The organism is Streptomyces sp. Ag109_O5-10 (genome assembly GCF_900105755.1).
Lineage (GTDB): Bacteria > Actinomycetota > Actinomycetes > Streptomycetales > Streptomycetaceae > Streptomyces.
On record NZ_FNTQ01000001.1, the window covers coordinates 3,321,844 to 3,343,209 of the forward strand.

Genomic DNA, 21,366 nt, shown 5'->3' on the forward strand with positions numbered 1-21,366 from the left:
CTCCGCCCCGGTCGCGGAGCCGATCGGCTGCCCATACGCTCCGAAATGTGACGTCTTCCTTGATCCGGGGGCGGCCCAGGCGTGCCGCCGGGCACATAGCCGTACGGGTGGGGCACGCGGTGCTGGGCGGGGTGGCCGGGGTGGTCTGGCTGGTGTTGCCGGTGATGACGAGCGTCACTCAAGATCCGGTTCCCGCGGCGGGCGGCGTGACGGCTTCCGCGGCCCAGGCGGCGGACGGGGCGTCGGCGACCGATTACGTCCTGCCGCTCGTCGCCCTGGCGGCGGCCGGCGCGCTGGGCGGCTACGGCTACGTGCGCCGGATACGGCGGACCCGCTCGCGCACCACGCCGGGGAGCCCCTCCCCCGTCCCGCCGGCTCCGTCGCCCGCCGACGTCGAGCGGCAGGCCCGGGCCTCCCTGGTCCTCGCCGACGACTGCGTCCGCACCAGCCGGGAGGCGCTCGGCTACGTCGACGGTGCGACGTCCGCCGAACAGGCCCTGCGGGCGGCCGAGACCGAGCTGGCGGCCGCGTTCGCGATATGGCGGCGGTACGAGGAGGGGGTGCCGGAGGACGCCGCCGGCCGGCGGCAGGCGCTGGTGGGGGTGGTCGGGCGGTGCGCGGAGGCGGGGCGGCGACTGGACGCGGAGGCGGCGGGGTTCGACGCCGTGTGGGATGCGGGGGACGCGCTGGCCGTGGCCGAGGGGCGGTTCCGGCAGCTGGCGGGGCGGACCGGCACAGTGTCGGCGGCGCTGGCCGGGGCGGGTGAGCGGTACGGTGCGGCCGCGGTCGCCCCCGTCGTCGGATACGTCGAACAGGCAAAGGACCGGCTGGTGTTCGCGACCGCACGGCTCAACCAGGCCCGTCAGGCCGCCGATTCGGGCGACGGCGAGGGGCGGCGGCGGGGGGTGCGGGCCGCCGAGGGGGCCGTGACCCAGGCCGCGGTGCTGCTGGGCGGGGTGGAGCGGCTGGTGGAGGAGGTGCGGGCGGCGGCGGAGCTGGTGCCGGCCGCCCTCACGGGCGCCGAGGCGGAGCTGACGGGGCTGCGGGGGACGGCGTCGCGGCCGCGGCCGGCCCATGCGGACGCCGTGCTGGCCGGCGTGCGGGGCGAGGTGACCGGCGGGCCCTACGACACGGTGGACGCCCTGCGCCGGATCGTGCGGGCGGTGGAGGGGACGGGGGGCGGGCGGTCCGGGGTGATCGCGGCGGGGGCGGAGCTGGTGGCGCGCAGCGCGCTGGGGGCGGCGGACGACTTCGTGGGGACGCACCGGGCGGCGGTGGGGGCGGAGGCGCGGGCCCTGCTGGCCGCGGCGGGGCGGTCGGCGCCCGCGGACGCCGACCGGCTCGCCCGGAAGGCGCGGGAGCTGGCGGAGCGGGATGTGCGGGCGCACGGGAACCCGTTCGCCGGGGAGGCCGCGCACGGGAGCGGGGTGGGCGGTGTGGTGCTCGGGGGCGTGCTGCTGGGTGAGGAGGGGGACGGGGGGCCGGTGGTGGCGTTCGGGGGGCCGGAGAGCAGGCGGCGGTTGGGCTGACGTCCGCGGGGGATGCCGCGACCGGCCGCCAGGCGGCTGCGAGTGCGTGGTGGCTGGTCGCCCGGTTCCCCGCGCCCCCAAAGGGGGCGCTCATGCAACCCCCTGCTTTCGAGGGGCGCGGGAAACCGCGCGATCAGAACAGGCTGAGCAGAGCCTCCGCGGGGTCGGTCAGGCCTGTCTCGCCGTCCGGGAGCGGGAGTTCGAACCACACCGTCTTCCCGCGCGGCGTCCGGCGTGAGCCCCACGCCGCGCTGAGCAGGCCGACCAGTTGCAGCCCGCGCCCGCCCTCGTCGGTGTCCCGGGCGCGGCGGCGCCTCGGCTGGACCAGGCCGGAGTCCCAGACCTCGCAGACCAGGGTCCGGTCGAGGAGGAGACGGAGCCTTATCTCGCCCTCGCCGTACCGCAGCGCGTTCGTGACGAGTTCGCTGACCAGGAGTTCCGTGGTGTCGACCAGCGGCTCCAGGTCCCAGGTGAGGAGCTGTCCGCGCGCGTACTCCCGGGCGCGGCCCACGCTGCGGGGCTCGCGCGGGAGCGTCCAGTCGCCGACGGAGTCGGCCGTCAGTCCCTGTACACGTGCCATCAGCAACGCGATGTCATCCTCGCCGTGGTGCGTGTCGAGGGTGCTGAGGACGTGGTCGCAGACGTCCTCCAGGGGCTGGGCGGGGTCGGTGAGGGCCCCTACGAACGCCTGGAGGCCCTCGTCGAGGGGGTGGTCACGGGACTCGACCAGGCCGTCGGTGTAGAGCGCCAGCAACGCACCCTCGGGGAGTTCGACCTCGACCTCCTCGAAGGGTTCGCCGCCGACGCCGAGCGGCATGCCGGGCGGCACGTCGAGCATCAGGGCGGCCTCGCCGGGTTCCACCAGGACGGGCGGCAGGTGGCCGGCGTTGGCGAACGTACAGCGCCTGGTGACGGAGTCGTAGACGGCGTACACACACGTGGCGAGGTAGACCTCGGAGAGGTCGGCGTCGCGGGGCTGGCGGGCCGTGCGGGTGGCCTGCTGGACCCCGCCCGGGGTGCCGAGGCCGCGGGCGATCTCGTCCAGCGCCGAGAGCACCTCGGCCGGTTCGAGGTCGAGCAGGGCCAGCGTACGGACCGCTGTGCGGAGTTCACCCATCGCGACCGCCGCGCGTAGACCCCGGCCCATCACGTCCCCCACCACCAGCGCCGTGCGGTGGCCGGGGAGTTCTATGACGTCGAACCAGTCGCCGCCGACCTCGGTGGCCGCGTTGCCGGGCAGGTAACGGCAGGCGATGTCCAGGCCCGAGGCCTCGGGGTCGCCGGGCGGGAGCAGGGACCGTTGCAGTATCAACGCGCGTTCGTGCTCGCGCCGGTAGAGGCGGGCGTTGTCGATGCAGACGGCGGCGCGGGCGGCCAGCTCCACGGCGAGTTCCCGGTCGCGGTCGCCGAACGGCTCGCTGCCCTTGGTGCGGGCGAACTGGGCGAGGCCGACGACCGTGTCGTGGGCGACCATGGGCACGGCCAGCGTGGACTGGACGAGGCCGCCCTCGGTCGCCGGCACGTGCTGCGGGCGGGCCGTGCGCAGGGCGTCCGCGCAGGGGGAGTTGAAGGGGTAGTGGTGGACCGCGCCGACGGCGACCGGCACGCCGCCGCCCACGAAGGGGGCGTCGGAGACCGCGCTGGCGAAGGCGACCCGGCGCAGTTCGGCGCTGCCGTCGGCGAGTCCGGGCGGGGTCTCGTCGCCGGCCAGCAGGCCCTGGTAGAGGTCGACGGTGGCGAGGTCGCAGAAGCCGGGGACGACCACGTCGAGGAGTTCGCGGGCGGTGGTCTCCAGGTCCAGGGAGTTGCCGATGCGGGCGCCGGCCTCGTTGAGGAGGGCGAGGTTGCGCCGGGCGGCGGCGGCCTCGCGGGCGGCGGCGCGGCGGGCGGTGATGTCGAGGCCCAGCCAGGCGATGCCGATGGGGCGGCCGGTACCGCTGTGCACCCGGTAGAGGTTGATGGACCAGTGCCGGCGCTCCTCGGAGCCCGGGACGAAGCCCGTGACGTGCATGTCGGTGATGGAGTTGCCGGTCTCCAGGACCCGGCGCAGCGTGGCCGCCACCCGCTCGGCCTCGGAGCGCGGGAGGTAGTCGTGGACGCCCTTGCCGCGGTGGTCCTCGGGGGTGCCGCCGAAGATGGAGGAGAACCGCACGTTGGCGCGGCGGATCCGCAGGTCGGTGTCGATCAGCAGGAAGCCGAACGGAGATTGACCGAATATCGACTGCGAGGCCGCCAGGTCGGTCTCGATCCTGCGCAGGGTGCGGACGTCGACCACGATGCACACGGCCGCGTTCTCGCCCTCGGCGGTGCGGGTGGGCATGACGTAGACCTCGGCGATGCCCTCCTCGCCGCGCTCGCCGTCCGCCGTGTCGGGCATGCGGAACGGGACCACGCCGGTCCACTCCCGGCCGTCCAGGATCTCGGCCATCTTCCGCTGGCCGCGTTCGCGCAGGTCCGGGTCGACGAACGCCTCGATGGGGTCCATGCCGACGGCGCGCTCGGCGGGGATGCCGAAGATCTGCTCGGCGCGCAGGCTCCACTGGTCGACCAGGCCGCCGGCGCCGATGGAGAACGAGGCGACCTTGATGTAGTCGTAGATCGAGCCGGGCGGACTGCTCTGCCACACGGCGTCGCCAGGGGCCGCGGCCTGCTCCGCGGTCCCCGCCCTCGCACCGTCCGACGGGTCCTCGGACTCCGTGGCCTTAGCTGGTATCTCGCTCACGCGAACCGTCCCCTCCAGCTCACCGCGCCCGGCACCGGTCACCGGGTGCGGCTGCCCGCAGTATCCAGCACTACGGTGCCGCCTGACACGGTGTTCACGATCACAGCACGGTCCCGACGATTTCCGGACCGGACCGTGACAACACTTCCAATCTTCTAACCAGGGAACACGCCGTCGAATCACGTACTCCGGCACACGTTGATCGGCCACTCCCGCGGGTGGACGCGGTAGCACTGCGTGTACACCCCGTTCACCCCGTTCACCCTGGTACGGCCAGCTCGAACCAGACCGTCTTTCCGTTGTCCCCCGGGCGGGTACCCCAGCTGCGCGCGGAACCCGCGACCAGCTGGAGACCGCGGCCGCTCTCGTCGTCGGCGCCCGCGGCGCGCTCGCGCGGCGGGTCCGGGAGCGGGTCGGAGACCTCGACGCGCAGGGTGTCGCCGGGCCCCGGGAGGCGTGGGCGGACGAGGCGGACGCCGATGGGGCCGGTGGCGTGCCGCAGCGAGTTGGTGACCAGCTCGCTGACCAGCAGGGCGGCGAGATCGGCGAGGCCGTCCAGGCCCCAGCCGCGCAGTTTGTCCCGGACCGCGGTGCGGGCGGTGCGCACGGCGCCCGGTTCCGCGGGAAAGGTCCACTCGACGGTGTCACCTTCGGTGTCGATCACACCGATCACTTCCCAGTCGCTTCCCCGGCTGCGAGCCCGGCACTGTCCGGTTTCGTGGGGTTAATGGGCACATACCCGATTGCGTGGGGGCAGTACCGCACGCGAGGGCGCACTGTGGCACGGACGGCTTACGCCGGGAGGGCCGAGCGCCCAGGGGCTCGCGAGGTGCGGTTGCCGGGCGACCGCGGGTGCGTCGTGGCGTGTCGCGCAGTCCCCCGCGCCCCTTTCGTCGGGGCTGCGCCCCGGACTCAACCGAGGGGGCGGCGCTTCGCCCCCGCCCCCTCTGCACCCAGTGTCGCGGCGACCTCGCGTACCGCTGGGACGTCCTGGTCCAGCCAGCTGACGTCCCAGATCTCGGCCGGGGTGAGCCAGCGCAGTTCGTCGTGGTCCTGGAGGGGCTCGGGCTGCGGGGAGCCGGGATGGAGGCGGGCGGTCCACACCTGGAGGACGTACGGGGCGCGCAGCGGCCACTCCCCCGGTACGCGCGTCAGCGTCTCCGCCGCGACGCCCAGTTCCTCGTGCAGCTCGCGGACGAGGGCGTGCTCGGGGGTCTCGCCGGGCTCGACCTTGCCGCCGGGCAGCTCCCAGCGGCCGGCCAGCTCGGGGGGCGCGCTGCGGCGGGCCGCGAGGAGGCGGCCGGTGTCGAGCAGGGCCGCTCCGACCACCACGATCCGTTCGCTCATGGGCCGGAGCCTACGGGAGCGTCAGTTCCGGGTGGCCGCCTCCCCGTTGCTGTGGCCGATGCGTTCGACCCAGTAGAGCTGCTTGTGCCCGCGGTCGTCGAGACTGTCGGCGATCTTCTGCGCCTCGGCCCGGGTCGCGTACCGGCCGACGCGGTAGCGATTGCCGTTGTCGTCCTGCCGTATGACGAGCCAGGGGAGAGAGACCGTGCCTTCCGTCATCGCGCCCCTCCGCATCTCCCGGCTCCCGTCCATCCCCGCCCCACTAAGGAAACCGCACTCCGCATATGCCCGAGCGTACGCCTAACCTTTACGCAGCGAATACGCCTTTTCACAAAGAGGTACGCAACCAGCCAGAACGGTGGGGGCGCACGACTACGAATGCGCCGTTCGCGCGCCCCGCACTTCGGGTCCCACGCACGTCGAGGACAGCCGGGCCACCTGGGAGAACGGCCGGATTCGCACGGCGGGCACCGGTCCGGTCCCGGGTCGCGAAGGCGTCAACCATCGCAAGGGTGTGCGCTACTTCACGGAGGGGTGGTACGCCCGCTACCGCACCGGCAGGTGGTAGGAGGCCCGGTAGCGGTCGGCGGGGATGACGACGTCCGCGGTCTCCACCGGGCGGCCGGAGGCGTAGTACGTCCGCTGGATCACCAGGACGACATGGCCGGGGACCCCGCCGAGGGTGAGCAGCTCCTCGGCGAGGCCGGGGCGGGCGCCGACCTCCTCCGTGACGTTGTCCACGACGACGTCGATGGCGCGCATCCGCTCGACCACGCCCATCCCGCCGAGCGGGCCCTCCTCCGGCAGCATGACGGGGGTGCGGCCGGTGACGGCGAGCGGCTCCCAGGAGGTGGAGAGCATCATCGGCTCGCCCGCGTCCCGGAACAGGTACCGGGTGCACATCACGCGGTCGCCGACGTGGATGCCGAGCCGGTCGGCGATCGCGGCACCCGCCCCGGTCTGCTCGCTGCGGGACTCCCAGGTGCCGCGCGCCGCCGCGTCGGACTGCTCCTGCCGGAACGGCGTGGCGCCGCCGGCCGGGCGGTACCCGGAGCGGGCCACCCGCCGGGGCACGGGCCGCTCGCGCACATAGGTCCCGGAGCCGGACCGGCCCTCGACCAGCCCCTCGGCCATCAGCACCTTGCGGGCCTCCAGGGCGACCGTGTCCGAGACGCCGTACTCCTCGCGGATGCGGGCCTGCGAGGGCAGCCGGGTGTGGGGCGGCAGCGAACCGTCGACGATCTTCTTGCGGAGATCACCCGCGACACGCAGATACGCCGGCTGCTCACCGAAAGTCACTGGCCGCTCCCATCAGGTTGTACAGACAGCAACAGCGTGGCAACCGTGGGTTGAGCCATGCAAGCAAAGGCCAGAGAATCACTCGATGTGATGACATGCGGCCCGGGGATGCATTACGCAGGCACTTTCTCCCCGTTATAGCCGCGATCACACCTCCATGCCGGAGCCGCTTCCTCCGCTGCCGGCTCCGTCGCCCCCGTCGTCGTAGGAGGGCGGGGTCGTGGCGAGGCCCAGAGCCTTGCGGGCGGTGACGGTCCGCTTCGGGTCGAGGAGCGCCGAACCCTTGTCGTAATGGGTGTAGTAGGTGTCCGCGTCCGTGGCCTTCGCCGCCTTCGCCCACTCCGCCTTCGCCCTGTCGAGGTCCGCGACCAGGTCGTCCACCGGCTGCTTCGCGTCCGGGCCCCAGCCGTGCGCGCGCAGCATCGCGGTCTGCTTGCCGAGGGCCGTCGTCACCTGGTCCGCCCACTGCCGGTAGCCGGGCAGGTCGTCCTCGACGTACTCGGCCTCGGGGGCGCCGGCGAGGGCGGTGTTGAGGACGTGCGCGGCACCGAGGTAGGCGACCTGGTCGTCGTCCAGCACGCTCTCGTCGTTGCGCAGCGAGCCGGACAGGGTGCGGCCCTCGGTGGTGTTGCCGAAGGCGCAGGCGACCTCCCGGTCGCCGTACTCCCAACTGTCCGCGCTGGGCGTGAAGTAGTACACGTCGACGTCGCCGGGGATCGCCCAGCCGTCCATCGCGTAGCCGTCCTCCAGGCCGTAGCAGCGCCGGTCGGCGGAGTCGCCGACGCTGTCGTCGCCCGGGTATTCCGAGCCCTTCAGCGTGTAGGTGGCGAAGACCTCGCCGTCGTGCGCCTTCGCGCAGTCCTTCACGGTGACGTCGGAGACCAGGTCGCCGGTGAGCGTGCCGTCGGGGGTGTCGAAGCAGTCGCCGGTGGACAGCGAGAGGCTGGAGCTGTCGTTCGCGCCCTCCTTGACGCCCTCCCAGAACTGCGCCGCCCCGTTGGTGGACAGCGCCAGCACCCACAGGGCCAGCCCGAGCACGGAGAACACCGACCCGACGACGGCCATCGCCCTGCCGCGCTCCCCCCGCCTGCGGATCTGCCCCAGCCCGGCCAGTCCCAGCGCCAGACCCACCCCCGGCAGGCAGCACAGCACCCCGAGCACGAGGGAGGCGATGGCGAGCCCGTTGACGGGCGGCTGCGGGGGGTACGGGCCGTAGCCCTGCCCCCACTGCTGGTTCGGCCCCGGGTACGGCGGCTGCTGCCCGTACGGCCCTTGCGGGTACCGCGGGTACTGCGGCGGGCCCGACTGGGGCGGTTGGTAGGGCCCTTGTGGCTGGTGGGGGCCGGGGGGCGGAGGTATGGACACCGGTACCGTGCTCCTGAGGGGGCGTCGGGCCGCGGAAACGGACGGCTGGACTGATGTACGACTGCGCGCATCGTAAGCGCGCCGTGAACGGGGGCGGAATGAGGGTGGGGACGGCGACCGCGCGCGCGGTGAACGGGCTGACCACGCGCTGGGCGGCCGCGGCACCGGGCGACACGGTGTTCTCGGCGGCCGGGGTGTGGCCGCTGCTGGCCTTCCTCGCCGACGGGGCGGACGGCCGGGCGCGCGGCGAGCTCGCGGACGCGCTGGGCCTACCGGCGGACGAAGCGGCCGGGGTGGCACGGGAGTTGCTCGGCGGCATGGCGGGCATGCGCGGCCTGCACACCGCGGTGGGCGTGTGGACCAGACGGACCCTGGAGCTGCGGGAGGCCTGGGCGGCGGCGCTGCCCGCCGGCACGCGCGGGGTGCTGACCGGGGACGCGGCGACGGACCGCGCGGCACTGGACGCCTGGGCCGCGGACCGCACCGGCGGGCTCGTCGAACGGATGCCGGTCGGCCTGGACGAGGACCCTGAGCTGGTCCTGGCGGGCGCGCTGGCGATGCGTACCCGCTGGCTCGCGCCCTTCGACGAGTTGCCGCTGGAGACGGCGTACGAGCCCTGGGCGGCCGTCGAACGGCTCGGACTGCGCCGCTCCGGCGTACAGCTGGACCGGATCGCGCTGGCGGACACCCCGGACGGCTTCGTCACCGCGCTGAAGGTGCTGGGCGACAACGCCCTGGACGTCCATCTGCTGCTCGGCGAGGAGCGGATGACACCGGGGCAGGTGCTGGCGGCCGGTGTCGGCATCCTGGACGGCCTGCACCGGGTGGTGCCGGGTGGGCGGCTTCCCTACGGCGAGCCCGGGCCGGGGCTGAGCGTGGCGAAGGTGCGGTCCGGGACACCGCGGCCCCCGCGGCTCGACGTGACGACGGCGGCGTACGACGTGACGGCGAGCCACGACCTGCTCGAACTGCACCGGCTGTTCGGGCTCACGACGGCGACGGACCCCCGCCGCGGTCACTTCCCCGGGATCAGCGCCTTCCCGCTGGCCGTCGGGTCCGCACGGCAGGCCACCGTGGCGAAGTTCGGCGCGCTGGGCTTCGAGGCGGCGGCGGTCACGGCGTTCGGGATGTCCGTGGCAGGCCCTCCGCCCGAGCGGCGTCACGTCACCACCCGGATCGGCGCCGCCTTCGACCGCCCCTTCGGCTTCCTCGCCCTGCACCGGCACTCCCGGCTCGTCCTCGCGGCGGGCTGGGTCACGGATCCCCTGCCCTTCCCCGAGTACCCCTGGGAGGACGACGAATGAACGAGACCGTCGGCGCCGTCAACGCGCTCACCGCACGCTGGACGCGGCAGACCAGACAGGGCACGGTCTTCTCGGCCGCCGGTGTCTGGCCGCTGCTGGCCTTCCTCGCCGACGGGGCGGCCGGCCCGGCGCGGGACGAACTGACCCGGGCCGTGGGCCGGCAAGCCGATCAGGCCGCCGCCGGTGCACGGGAGTTACTCGCGTGGCTGGACTCGGTGCCCGGGGTCGGGGCGGCCCTCGGGCTGTGGACCGACCGGGCGCTGGAGCTGCGCGAGCCGTGGGCGGCGGGGCTGCCCGCGGGCGCGCACGGAGTGCTCGGCGCCGATCCCGCGGTCTCCCGGGAGGCGCTGGACGCGTGGGCGGCGAAGCGCACCGAGGGGCTGGTGGAGCGGCTGCCGGTACGGCTCGCCGAGGGCGCCCGGATGGTGCTGGCGACCGCGCTGGCGCTGCGCACGGACTGGCAGCACCCGTTCCGGGAGACGGTGCTGCGGCCCGGCTCCGGGCCCTGGCAGGGGCTGGACCTGGCCGGGCTGCACCGCAGCAGTGTCCGGCCCGACCGGATCGGGGTGACCGCGGGTCCGGACGGCCACGTCACCACGCTGAAGGTCCTCGGCGACAACGGTCTCGACGTCCACCTCCTGCTGGGCGCGGAGGGGATGGCGCCGGGGCAGGTGCTGCACACGGGCATCGGCGTCCTGGAGCGGGCCCTGCCGGTGACGAGCGGCGGACAGCTCCCCTACGGGGCCGCGGGGCCGGGCGTGGTCGTGGAGCGGCAGCCGTCCGTCGCCCCGGACCCGGTCCGGCTCGACGTGACCGCCCCGGGCTTCACGGTCCGCGCCGACCACGATCTGCTCCAGCTGCACGGGCTGTTCGGGCTCTCCACGGCCGCGGACGCCCGCGAGGGGCACTTCCCCGGGATCAGTGCCGCGCCGCTGGCCATCGGGGCGGCGGGGCAGTCCGCGGTCGCGGAGTTCGGGCCGCTGGGCTTCCGGGCCGCCGCGGCCACCGCCGTGGTGGCGGCGCCGGGCGGCGGCCCGCCGCAGTACCGGTACGAGTCGACGGTGGTCCGGGGCACCGTCGACCGCCCGTTCGGCTTCCTCGCCGTGCACCGGGAGAGCCGGCTGGTGCTGGCGGCGGGGTGGGTGACGGAGCCGACGGTCGTGGGCAAGCCGTAGGGGCCGCGACACGCCGTCGTTCGGCTGCAGCACCCGTCGTGGCTGGTCCTGTGGGGCGCGTTGTTGCGGACGTCGGCGGTAGCGCGCCGTGAGGGGCGCGGGGAACCGCGCGAGCAACCCCCACGCACCCGCAGCCGGACAACGGCACAGCCAGCGGAACGCGCGCCTAGTCGAAGTCGGTGGCCCGGGTGCGCTTCTCCCACGCGGCGATGTCGGCTCGTACGGCGTCCAGTTGGGTCAGTACGGCGGTCACCGCGTCGTCGCCGAGGGGCAGGTGCAGCGGGGTGTCCTCGGCGTCGAGGGCGGCGAGGATCAGGGCGGCGGCCTTGGCCGGGTCGCCGGGCTGGCTGCCGTGGCCGGCGTCGACTCCGGCGCGGGTCTCGGCGACCTTGGCGTAGACGCCGGTGTCGTCGCTGGCGCCCGCCCTGCCGGTCTCGAAGAGGGCGGTGCGGAAGGCACCCGGCTCCACGATCAGCACCTTGATCCCGAACTCCCGCACCTCGTCGGCGAGCCCCTCGGACATGCCCTCCAGCGCGAACTTGGTGCCGCTGTAGGCGGAGAAGCCGGCGAAGGACATCTGCCCGCCCATGCTGCTCATCTGGACGATCGCCCCCGAGCGCCGGGAGCGCAGGTGCGGCAGGACCGCCCGGACCAGCGCGGCGGGGCCGAAGACGTGCAGGTCGAACAGGTCGCGCAGTTCGGCGTCGGTGGTCTCCTCGAAGGCGCCGACGTGCGTGCGGCCCGCGTTGTTGACGAGGACGTCGATCCGGCCGTGCCGGGCGATCACGTCCCGTACGGCCGGCTCGATCGCGGCCGTGTCCGTGACGTCCAGGCGGACCGGGTCCACCCGGCCGGGATGGGCGGCGGCCAGCTCCGCCAGGGCCTCGGGGTGCCGGGCCGCCCCGACGACCGTGTCGCCCGCGGCGAGCGCGGCCTCGGCGAGCGCCCGGCCGAAGCCGCTGCTCGCGCCGGTGATGAGCCAGATCCTGGTCATGTGCCGTCTCCCTGCCGCTCCGGGCCGCTCTCCGCTGTTGTCCCCTGCCGGTTCGACCGACCAGCCTCACCCGTGAGGGGGTTCACGTCCAACGGGTTTCCGGGGCGGGCGGGTTCACCTCACCGTCGTACGCGGGGCACGGCGGCAGCCGTGGGGTGAGCAACCGTGCGGTCCGGGTCGAACGGCTGGGGCACGTAGTCGTCGGCGCTCGCGCACAGGCCGGCGCCCCGGTCCTCGACGCTCTCCCGGGCGGTCAGGAACAGCACGGGGAGGTCCGGCCGCCGGGCCCGGAGGCGCCGCGGCACCTCCAGGCCCTCCAGGTCGGGCGGCGCGGTCGGGCCGTCCGGCGCCGGCTCGGTGCGCCGGCCCTCGGCCCCGGTTCCGTGGGATACCGGTGGACAAGTCCGTGGCCGGTGACCGTCCACCGCGCCGGGCCGTGAGACGCGCGGCTACGGACTGTGAAAGAGCTGTCGGGTCCTGTTGCTCAGGCGCCCTGGGTGAACCGCAGCCTGATCGTGCGGGCCTCGGGGCGCAGGGCGAACTCCGGCCACACGTCCGGTCCGCAGGCGCGGGAGCCGAGGCCGTGCTGGGCCGCGTCGATGATGAGGTGGCTGGTGGCGGACTCCGGGAGTTCGTAGGGGTGGGCGGCCCGGTCGAGCTGTTGCGGGGTGTGGCGGGCGAGGGTGAAACCGGGGCGCCGCCCGCGGGTGTCGGGGAGGGCGTCGAGGTGGAGGACCTCGGTGTCGCCGCTGGTCAGCGTGAGCCGGCGCAGCCGCGAGCGGTGGCCGGTCTCCTGGGGGCGCGCGTAGTCCACCGAGAGGTCCCGGACGGTGGCCGAGAACCGGCCGGTGCGGGCCGCGCGGAGGCTGTCGGGGTAGGACTCCAGCGGGCCGAGGCCGAACCACTCGGCGCCGTCCACGGGGGCCGTGCCGTCGGGCAGTTCGAAGCGGATGCCGATCCGCGGCCACACCGTCGCCCAGCCGCGGGAGGGCTCGATCTCGACACGCAGTTCCAGTCCGCCGTCCTCGACCGACCAGACCGACTCGACCGTCACCGAGAGCCCGGAGTCCGCGGCCGAGACCCGGTCGACGGTGCGCAGGGCGTCGGTGGCGTGTTCCACGCTGATCCGGCGCGCGGTGAGGCGGTCGAGGCCGTCGCGGCGCCACAGTTCGGCGCTGGAGATCCCCTCGGCGCTGGCGTCGCTGCCCTCCAGCCGGTCGGCGGTGCCCTCGTCGTTGTCGGTCGGGGCGCGGAACAGTTCCAGCCGCGGCCCGGTGACGGGACGTCCGGCGAGCCGGGTGAGGGAGCCGCCGGTGAACTCGGCGATGCCGAGGGTGCGCGTGCCCGCGCCGGGACGCCAGCCGGTGCGGGGCCGGACGGCGGGTACCGGCCGCCGTACCGAGCAGTCCAGCTGGGCGGTGGCGACCTCGTGCCCGGCGGGGGCCCAGGCGGTGTCCGTCGCCAGCACGGCCTCGACGGTCAGCCAGGTCTCGGCGTCCGCGGCCACGGCGAACGCGGGCAGCGGGACCCGTCCGGACTCGCCCGCGGCGAGCGACGGGGTGTCCAGTTCTCCCGTCTCGACGGGGACGCCGTCGAACTCGACGCGCCAGCGGAACCGCAGGTCGGAGGTGTCGGCCGAGTGCCGCAGGTTGGTGATGTCGAGCTTGTCGCCGTCGAAGGCGAACCGGATCGGCTGGACGACCGCCTTGAACTCGTGGAGGCCGGGCGTCGGCACGTCGTCGCTGAGCACCATCCCGTCCATCACGAAGTTGCCGTCGTGCACGACCTCGCCGAAGTCGCCGCCGTAGGCGTAGTACGGCGTGCCGTCGGGGGCGGTGGCCAGGATGCCGTGGTCGCGCCACTCCCAGACGAAGCCGCCGTGCAGCCGCGGGTGACGGTGGACCAGTTCCTCGTACTGATCGAGGGCGCCCGGGCCGTTGCCCATCGCGTGGGCGTACTCGCAGAGCAGGAACGGCCTGGTGCGCTGCCGGGCGCCCTGGGCGGGGGTGCAGCCCAGCAGCGGGGCGGTGGAGCCGTCGGTGCCGATCTGCTCGGTCTCCGGCACGGTCGCGTACATCCGGGAGTAGACGTCGGTGTAGTCGCCCGTGTAGTCGCCCTCGTAGTGGACGGGCCGCTCGGGGTCGCGGGCGTGCACCCAGGCGGCCATGGCGGCGAGGTTGGCTCCGGTGCCGGCCTCGTTGCCGAGCGACCACATGACGACGCCGGGGTGGTTCTTGTCCCGTTCGACGGTGCGCTCGATGCGGTCCAGGCAGGCCGCGCGCCAGGCCGGGTCGTCGGTGGGGTTGCCGGTCCAGCCGACCTTCTCGAAGCCGTGGGTCTCCAGGTCGCATTCGAGGACGACCCAGAAGCCGAGTTCGTCGGCGAGGTCGAGCAGCCGGGGGTGCGGCGGGTAGTGGCTGGTGCGGATGGCGTTCACGTTGAACCGCTTCATCCGGGCCAGGTCGGCGCGGGCGTGGGCCTCGTCGAAGACGCGGCCGCGCGCGGGGTGGGCCTCGTGCCGGTTCATGCCGTGGAAGACGACCTTGCGGCCGTTGACCAGGAACTGGTCGCCGCGGATCTCGACCGTGCGGAAACCGGCCCGCAGCGCGATGCTCTCGGCGGCCGAGGACACGGTCACGTCGTACAGCCGGGGCACCTCCGCCGACCAGGGCTCCACCTCCGGGAGGTCGACGGGTGCCACGTCGGCGGCCGTCTCCCAGACCCGCTCCACGCCCAGTTCGGGGATGCGCAGGGTGACCGGGAACGCGGCCGGCCCGGCGGTGATCTCCGCCTCGACGCGGCCGCGCCCGTTGTCGTACCCGGTGCGCAGCCAGACGTCCTCGATGCCCCCGGCCGGGCGGGCCAGCAGGGTGACGTCCCGGAAGATGCCCGGCAGCCACCACTGGTCCTGGTCCTCCAGGTAGCTGGCGGCCGACCACTGATGGACGCGGACGGCGACGACGTTGTCGCCGGGGCGGACGGCGGAGGTCACGTCGAACTCGTGGGCCAGCCGGCTGCCGCTCGCGCCGCCGATCTCGACGCCGTTCACCCACACCTTGAACAGCGATTCCACGCCGTCGAACCGGAGCAGGACGCGCTCGGCGTCCGGCCAGCCGGCGGGGAGGTCGAAGTGGCGGCGGTAGTCGCCGGTGGGGTTCTCGTCGGGGACGTGCGGCGGGTCGATCGGGAACGGGAACTGGATGTTCGTGTACGCCGGCCGGCCGTAGGCGCCGTCGCCCTCCAGCACCCAGTGCGCGGGCACCGGGATGCTGTCCCAGCCCCGGTCGTCGAAGCCCTCGGCGGTGAACTCCGCGGCCACGGCCGCCGTGGGCGACAGCCGGAAGCGCCAGGAGCCGTTCAGCGAGAGGGTGGGGGCGTCGGAGTGCAGCCAGGAGCGGGCCGGGCGCAGGGCGCCGTGCCAGGGGGCGGGGTCCGATACGTACGCGGTGAGCTCGGAGGACAAGACGCCACAGCTTTCTTGAAGAAGAGCGCCCCGAAGGGGTGCTGGGGGGAGGAACTGCGCGATCAGCCACGACGGACCGGCAGACGACAGACGGCACATCGCGGCCCTACCGGCGGAGCACCACCGTGCGGATCTCCCACGGGCCGAGAGCGAGTTCGAGCCCGTCCCGGACCGGTTCGGGGGCGAGCGGCCGGCCGAGCAGGTCGACCGTGGTGGCCTCCGTGAACGCCCCGGTCAGGCGCACGCTCGTCGCCGTGTCCCGCATCGCCACCAGCCGGACCTCGGTGCCGGGACCGTGCTCCGCGTCGGTGATCCGGCGGATGCCGGACACGTGCACGTCCCGGCCGTCGACGTGCAGGCCGGCCGCGTCCGGGGGCAGCGGGGCACCGCCGGGGGCGGTGCCCCGGGTGACGAGGGCGTCGTTGCGGAACTCCTCGGCGAGGGCGACCGCGTCGGCGCCCTGCCAGCCGGAGGCCCAGGGCAGCACGGCGAACCGGTTCTCGATGCGCATGCCCAGGTCCTGGGCGCCCGGGGCGGGGATCTCGCTCGCCGCGGGTTCGTCGCGCAGGGGGTGGATGTTGACGCTGATGAAGCCGATGGCGCGCAGCAGGGTGACGGCGAGGGCGGAGCCGTCGTCGACGAGTTCGTACTCGGCGGAGTGGTCGAGCAGGACGGTGGCCGGGCCCGCCGCCACGAAGGTGCTCGCGGGGAAGGTCGGCAGCGGGTACTCGCCCCAGCCGCCCTCGGCGGTCAGGCCGCGCTCGGTGACCGCGAACTGCCCGGCCGACGCGGACGTGGTGACGGGCAGCGGCAGCGGGACGTGCAGGCGCAGCCGGTGGTCGGCGGACCGGTTCAGGAACGACGTGGAGACCCGGACGAAGGGCTCGCCCGCGCGGACCTCCACCAGCATGTCCACGGGGGTCGGGACGGTACGCCCGCTGCGCCGGTCCCGGTCGCCGTCGGCGAGCGCCTCCGGCCACTCGTAGACGCGGGTGACGCGCAGCCGGGCCCGCAGCGGGCCGGTTTCGAGGAGCTCGACCTCGACCCGCGTCGGCTCGGAGACGAGGACGTCCTGGGCGGGCGGGGCGTAGTTGTAGCTGTCGCCGCGGTCGCCGCCGTCCACCAGGCGGCCGACGCCCGACAGGACGGTGCCGTCGGCGCCGGTCACGTCCAGGGTGCCGTCGGCCGCGACGGCGACCTCGACCAGGCCGTTGGAGAGGGTGTCCGCCGTCGCCGTCGCGCCCCGCGAGGCGGGGGCGGCGGGCAGGTCGCCGGTGCCGACCCGGAAGGCGGCGAGCCCGGCGGCGGGGACGGGGACGGCCACCAGCGCGGTGGCCCGGGCCTGGGCGAGGGTCCGCACCCGCCACTCCCCCGGGTGCGCGGCGGCCGCGGCGGCGACCTCGCCGCGCAGGGTCATCAGGTCGAAGGAGCCCTCCGGGACCTCGGCGAGGTGGAAGACGAGGGAGTGCGGGGTGAGTTCGTAACCGTTGATCAGCAGGCCGAACAGCTCGCGGCGGTGGATGCGGCGCAGTACGCGTTCCAGCTGGGCGGCGTCGAGCCGCTCGTCGCTGAGGAGGGTCGGGGCCTGGGAGACCAGCTGTACGGGGTGTGCCGTGCCGTCGGCGGTGGTCGCGACCAGCGTGCCGCCGTCCGGGGCGGCCACCACGTCGACCTCGACCAGTGCGGTACGGGGCGCCGGCAGCGGGTTGGCGACCAGGTAGGCGTCGCCGGCCACCCCGGCGGCGCGCTCGGCGAGGGCCTCGTCCCGGACGGCGCGGGCGGCCTGCGCGGCCTCGGCGAGGCGGGCGGCGACCTGGTCGCAGGTCTCGTCGGTGCCGGAGCCGACCACCGAGTCGTGCGCGGTGGACTCGATGATCTTGTGCCAGGCGAGGGCGAGGAAGGGGGCGTCGTCGCGGCCGGACCACAGGGCGTTCATCCGCTCGGCGTGGTCGACGGTCCGCTCGGCGGCGGCCATCCGCTGCTTGAGCCCGAGCCGCACGGAGAGCACGCCGGGAAGGATGTTGCCCCGCACGTGGCTGCGCAGCTCACCGGTGACGACGGCCGTGACGTCGTCCCGTACGTGCTTGCGGACGTACTCGTCGAGGGTGGCGACGGTGATCGGCCGCTCCTCGGTGGAGGCCTTGCGCAGCCACTCCGCGAGCCGCGGGTCGGGCGCGTTGTGGTCGGTGCCGGACATGGCGAGCACCGGGTCGCCGCCCCAGCGGTGCGCCGTCATCCCGGCGTACTCGGCCAGCGCGCCGCGGATCCGGTCCGGCACCAGCAGGACGTCGAGGCCGTTGTCGTACCCGTCGAAGAGGAACTCGGTACGCACCTCGGAGCCGTCGGGGGCGCGCCAGCGGAAGGCGTGTCCGTCGACGGTGCCGGGCACCCCGCGCCACAGCGCCGCGTGCTCGAGGCCGGCCCGGGCCAGGATCTGCGGCATCTGCGCGACGTGGCCGAACATGTCCGGGAGGTAGCCGATCGGCATGGCCCCGCCGAGCCGTTCGGCGGCCGCCCAGCCCATCTGCAGGTTGCGGACGATGGTCTCGCCGGAGCAGAGGAACTCGTCGAGCAGGATCAGCCAGGGCCCGACGGCCAGCCGGCCCTCGCGGACCAGGGCGGCGACCCGGTCGCGGTTCTCGGGCCGCATCTCCAGGTAGTCCTCGACGGCGGCCATCTGCCCGTCGACGGTGAACCGGAAGTCCGGGTCGGTCTCGGCCGTCTCCAGCACGGTGTCGAGGGCGGTGACGAGGCGGTGCCGGAACACCTGGAACGGCTCGTACCACTCCCGGTCCCAGTGGAAGTGGGGCACGAAGACAGCCGGGTTGGGCATGGTGGGGAACACCTTCTGTGCGTGGGGCTGTGCGTGGGGGGTCACTTGAGGGAGCCGGCGGCCAGGCCGGTGCGCCAGAACCGCTGGAGGAGGATGAAGACGACGATCACCGGCAGGATCGACACCAGCGAGCCGGTGATGATGGACTCCTGGAGCAGCGGGGCCCGGGCGGTCTGGCCGTTCCACTCGTACAGGCCGAGCGTGATCGGGAAGAGCGACTCCTTCTGGAGCATGACCATCGGCAGGAAGAAGTTGTTCCAGATGGCCACGAACTGGAACAGGAAGATGGTCACCAGGGCCGGTGTCATCAGCCGGAACGCCACCGAGAAGAACGTGCGGAACTCGCCGGCGCCGTCCAGCCGCGCCGACTCGATCAGCTCCTGCGGCACGGAGGCGTTGGCGAAGATCCGCGCGAGGTAGACGCCGAACGGGCTGACGATGCTGGGCAGGAACACCGCGAGGTAGGTGTTGACGAGCCCGGTCGCCGAGAACAGCAGGAACAGCGGCAGGGCGAGCGCGGTGGTGGGCACCAGGACGCCGCCGAGGATGACGGAGAACAGGAACTCCCGGCCGCGGAACTCGAACTTGGCGAGGGCGTAGCCGCACAGCGCGGAGATCAGGGTGCCCACGGCCGCGCCCAGCACCGCGTACAGGACGGTGTTGAGGGCCCAGCGGCCGAAGATGCCGTCGCTGCGGGTGAACAGGGTGTGCAGGTTGTCGAACAGGTTGAAGTGCGAGAACGCCAGCCCGTTGGTGGCGGCCAGGTCGCCCTGCGGCTTGGTCGCGGCGACGACCAGGAAGTACACCGGCAGCAGGAAGTAGACGGCCAGGAGCAGCATCAGCCCCATCGCGGCCGTACGGCTGACCCGGCTTTCACGGTCGATGGTCGGTTTGTTCACAGTCCGGCCTTCTTCGAGGTCAGTCGCATGAACCCGAAGCTCAAGACGAAGGTGATGACGGCGATGACCACCGAGATGGCCGCGGCCTGCTGGTAGTTGTTCCCCGAGGCCACCGTGTAGGCGAGCATGTTCGGCGTGAACGTGCTGGAGATGTTCGAGGAGATCTGCCGCAGCACGGCCGGCTCGGCGTACAGCTGGAGCGTGCCGATGATCGAGAAGACGGTGGTCAGCACGATCGACGGCGCGATGATCGGCACCTTGACCCGCCAGGCGATCGTCCAGTTGGAGGCGCCGTCGAGCTTGGCGGCCTCGTAGAGCTCCTGCGGGATCGACTGCAGCGCCGAGAACATGATCAGCATGTTGTAGCCGGTCCACAGCCAGGTGGAGACGTTCGCCGCCGACCAGAGCACGGCGCCGGGGCCGAGGAAGTCGGGGTGCAGCCCGACCCCGTTCAGCAGGTCGACGACCGGGCTGAGCTGGGGCGAGTAGAGGTACGACCACATGATCGCGGCGATCACGCCGGGTACCGCGTACGGCATGAAGGCGACGATGCGGAAGAACCCCTTGGCCCGCAGCAGGGGCGTGTCGAGGAGCAGCGCGATGATCAGGGCCACGAAGAGCATGACCGGCACCTGCACGATGCCGAACAGCCCGATGCGGCCGATGCTGGACCAGAACTCGTGGTTCTGGAGCACCTGCCCGTACTGCTCGAAGCCGCCGAAGGTCGTGTACGACGTGCCGTACTGGCCGCCGGAGCGGCGCACGACGCGGAAGCTCTGCCAGAGGGCGTAGCCGACCGGCACCAGGTAGAAGAGCAGGAACGGCAGGAAGAACGGGGTCACGAAGGCGGCGACGGTGGCCGCCCGGGGGCCGCCGCCGTTCGGGCGACGGCGGCCTCCGGGCGTGGTTCGCACGCCGGCCGAGCGGGTTGCGAGGTCGGTCATACCGCGGTCACTTGCCCGCCGTCGCCGGGATCGCCTGGTCCTTCATCGACTTCAGCGCGGCCGCCTGCGCGGTCGCGAGCGCGTCGCTGAGGCTGCCGCCGCCGGCCGCGGCCTTGGCCAGCGCGTCCTGCAGGGCCAGGTTCACGGTCTTCTGCGTCGGACCCCAGGCGAAACTGGTGTCGATCTTCTTGGAGGCGTCGGCGAAGACGTCGAAGATCTTCTCGTTGTTGTAGTACGGCACGCCCTGCTTCAGTGCGGGCAGGTCGAGACCGGCCTTGGCGGCCGGGTAGAGCCCGCCGAGCTTGTTCTCCAGCGCCAGGGCGTCCGGGTCGGTGTTCAGCCAGGTGTTGAACTCGACCGACTCGTAGAGGTGCTTGCTGCCCTTCATGAAGGCGACGGTCGAGCCGCCCCAGTCACCGGAGGAGGGGTTCGAACCCCACGTCGGCATCGGGACGATCGACCACTTCCCGGCCTGCTTGGGCAGGTTGTCACGGAACATGCTGTAGCCCCAGGCGGCGCCGACGTAGGTGGCGAGCTGGTCCTTCTGGTACGCCGCGTACATCTGGGTGGAGCCGTGGGCGAGGTCGGTGCGCACGACCTTCTCGGAGATCAGCTTCTGCCAGTAGTCCGCGACCTGCTTGCTCTGCGCCGAGTCGACGGAGACCTGCCACTTGTCGCCGGAGTAGCCGTACATCTTGGCGTCGTTCTGCCACAGGAGCCCGTTGAACCACTCGGCGTTGTTCGGGTCGAAGAACGTCATGTCGAGGCTCGGGTCTGCCTTGTGCAGCTTCTCGGCGGCCGTCGCGTACTCGTCCCAGGTCGTGGGGACGGCGACGTTGTACTTCTTGAAGAGATCGCTGCGGACGTACAGCGCCATCGGGCCGGTGTCCTGCGGGATCGCGAACACGCCGGTGTCGCCGAAGCTGGTCTGCGACCAGGTCCACGGCACGAACTTCGCCTTGGCCGCGGTGGCGTCCTTGCAGGCGGAGGCGTCCACGAAGGCGCTCTGGGTGCGCAGGTTGGGCAGCTCGTCGTAGCCGACCTGGGCGAGGTCCGGCGCCTTGTCCGCCTTGAGGGCGTTGCCGAGGGTGCCGTACTGGTCGTTGGAGATGTTCTTCGTCTCGACCTGGATGTTCGGGTGCTGCTTGTTCCACAGGTCGACGACCTGGTCCATGCCCGGAACGGTGTTCCAGTACTGGAGGGTGACCTTGCCCTTCGCGGGCTCGCAGGAGGCGGCGGACGCCTTGTCCGACGAGCCGGAGGAGGAACACCCGGCGAGTACGACGATGCCCGCGGTCGCGGCTGCTGCGGCGAGGCGGGTGCGCGTGGCTGTGCTTGTCATGTCTTCCGTTCCAGAGAGCGCCTGGTCATGGGCCCAGGCGGGTCGACGTTGACACCTGGAGGCGGATGCCTTCTGGTTGGAATTGGGTTCCGTGAGCGGTAACGTGAGCGCTCACGGGAGCGGTAACGGGAAGTGATTGGGAGTGTGTGC

The 21,366-nt window shown here is 73.3% G+C and carries 16 protein-coding genes; 3 read left to right on the forward strand and 13 right to left on the reverse strand.

Annotated elements, in window-relative coordinates; all coding sequences use genetic code 11:
- Positions 1-47 precede the first annotated feature (47 nt).
- A complete protein-coding gene (locus BLW82_RS15125; protein ID WP_093499294.1) occupies positions 48-1,529 on the forward strand; it encodes a hypothetical protein in 1,482 nt (493 codons plus the stop codon).
- Positions 1,530-1,662: 133 nt separating this feature from the next.
- On the opposite strand, the gene BLW82_RS15130 is transcribed toward BLW82_RS15125, so the two are convergent.
- The 6 genes from BLW82_RS15130 to BLW82_RS15160 all read right to left on the reverse strand — a co-directional run bounded on the left by BLW82_RS15130 (position 1,663) and on the right by BLW82_RS15160 (position 8,262).
- Positions 1,663-4,251: a SpoIIE family protein phosphatase gene (locus tag BLW82_RS15130; protein ID WP_093499295.1), complete on the reverse strand. Its 2,589-nt coding sequence runs from the start codon at positions 4,249-4,251 to the stop codon at positions 1,663-1,665.
- 259 nt (positions 4,252-4,510) lie between these two features.
- Entirely contained in the window at positions 4,511-4,924 is a 414-nt protein-coding gene (locus BLW82_RS15135) for an ATP-binding protein (protein ID WP_093499296.1), read from the reverse strand.
- A 239-nt stretch (positions 4,925-5,163) separates the two neighbouring features.
- Complete coding sequence (locus BLW82_RS15140) at positions 5,164-5,598, reverse strand: (deoxy)nucleoside triphosphate pyrophosphohydrolase (RefSeq protein WP_093499297.1); 435 nt, start codon at positions 5,596-5,598, stop codon at positions 5,164-5,166.
- Between the two features lie 21 nt (positions 5,599-5,619).
- Positions 5,620-5,817 (reverse strand): SPOR domain-containing protein, encoded by a 198-nt coding sequence (locus BLW82_RS15145; RefSeq protein ID WP_093499298.1) that lies wholly within the window; start codon positions 5,815-5,817, stop codon positions 5,620-5,622.
- Between the two features lie 327 nt (positions 5,818-6,144).
- A complete protein-coding gene (locus tag BLW82_RS15155; protein WP_093499300.1) occupies positions 6,145-6,897 on the reverse strand; it encodes a GntR family transcriptional regulator in 753 nt (250 codons plus the stop codon).
- A 147-nt stretch (positions 6,898-7,044) separates the two neighbouring features.
- On the reverse strand, positions 7,045-8,262 hold the full coding sequence (locus BLW82_RS15160; RefSeq protein ID WP_093499301.1) for a DUF4190 domain-containing protein: 1,218 nt from the start codon (positions 8,260-8,262) through the stop codon (positions 7,045-7,047).
- Positions 8,263-8,360: 98 nt separating this feature from the next.
- Here BLW82_RS15160 and BLW82_RS15165 point away from each other — a divergent pair, with 98 nt between their 5' ends.
- Entirely contained in the window at positions 8,361-9,566 is a 1,206-nt protein-coding gene (locus tag BLW82_RS15165; protein WP_093499302.1) for a serpin family protein, read from the forward strand.
- Positions 9,563-10,741 (forward strand): serpin family protein, encoded by a 1,179-nt coding sequence (locus tag BLW82_RS15170; protein WP_093499303.1) that lies wholly within the window; start codon positions 9,563-9,565, stop codon positions 10,739-10,741. Before BLW82_RS15165 ends, BLW82_RS15170 begins: the two co-directional genes overlap by 4 nt.
- A 166-nt stretch (positions 10,742-10,907) precedes the next feature.
- Here the strand turns inward: BLW82_RS15170 and BLW82_RS15175 are convergent, their stop codons facing one another.
- The 7 genes from BLW82_RS15175 to BLW82_RS15205 form a co-directional block, all read right to left on the reverse strand.
- Positions 10,908-11,735 (reverse strand): oxidoreductase, encoded by an 828-nt coding sequence (locus BLW82_RS15175; protein WP_093499304.1) that lies wholly within the window; start codon positions 11,733-11,735, stop codon positions 10,908-10,910.
- Between the two features lie 119 nt (positions 11,736-11,854).
- Positions 11,855-12,160, reverse strand: coding sequence for a response regulator (locus BLW82_RS15180; RefSeq protein WP_093499305.1), 306 nt, complete (start codon positions 12,158-12,160; stop codon positions 11,855-11,857).
- A gap of 59 nt (positions 12,161-12,219) precedes the next feature.
- On the reverse strand, positions 12,220-15,198 hold the full coding sequence (locus BLW82_RS15185) for a glycoside hydrolase family 2 TIM barrel-domain containing protein (protein ID WP_256215807.1): 2,979 nt from the start codon (positions 15,196-15,198) through the stop codon (positions 12,220-12,222).
- A 106-nt stretch (positions 15,199-15,304) separates the two neighbouring features.
- Complete coding sequence (locus BLW82_RS15190) at positions 15,305-18,031, reverse strand: glycoside hydrolase family 38 N-terminal domain-containing protein (RefSeq protein WP_093499307.1); 2,727 nt, start codon at positions 18,029-18,031, stop codon at positions 15,305-15,307.
- A gap of 41 nt (positions 18,032-18,072) precedes the next feature.
- The gene (locus tag BLW82_RS15195; protein WP_256216204.1) at positions 18,073-18,879 is read right to left on the reverse strand and encodes a carbohydrate ABC transporter permease; all 807 of its coding nucleotides are present in this window, start codon (positions 18,877-18,879) and stop codon (positions 18,073-18,075) included.
- A 47-nt stretch (positions 18,880-18,926) separates the two neighbouring features.
- Positions 18,927-19,874 (reverse strand): carbohydrate ABC transporter permease, encoded by a 948-nt coding sequence (locus BLW82_RS15200; protein WP_093499309.1) that lies wholly within the window; start codon positions 19,872-19,874, stop codon positions 18,927-18,929.
- 7 nt (positions 19,875-19,881) lie between these two features.
- Positions 19,882-21,216: an ABC transporter substrate-binding protein gene (locus tag BLW82_RS15205; RefSeq protein WP_093499310.1), complete on the reverse strand. Its 1,335-nt coding sequence runs from the start codon at positions 21,214-21,216 to the stop codon at positions 19,882-19,884.
- Positions 21,217-21,366: the final 150 nt, after the last annotated feature.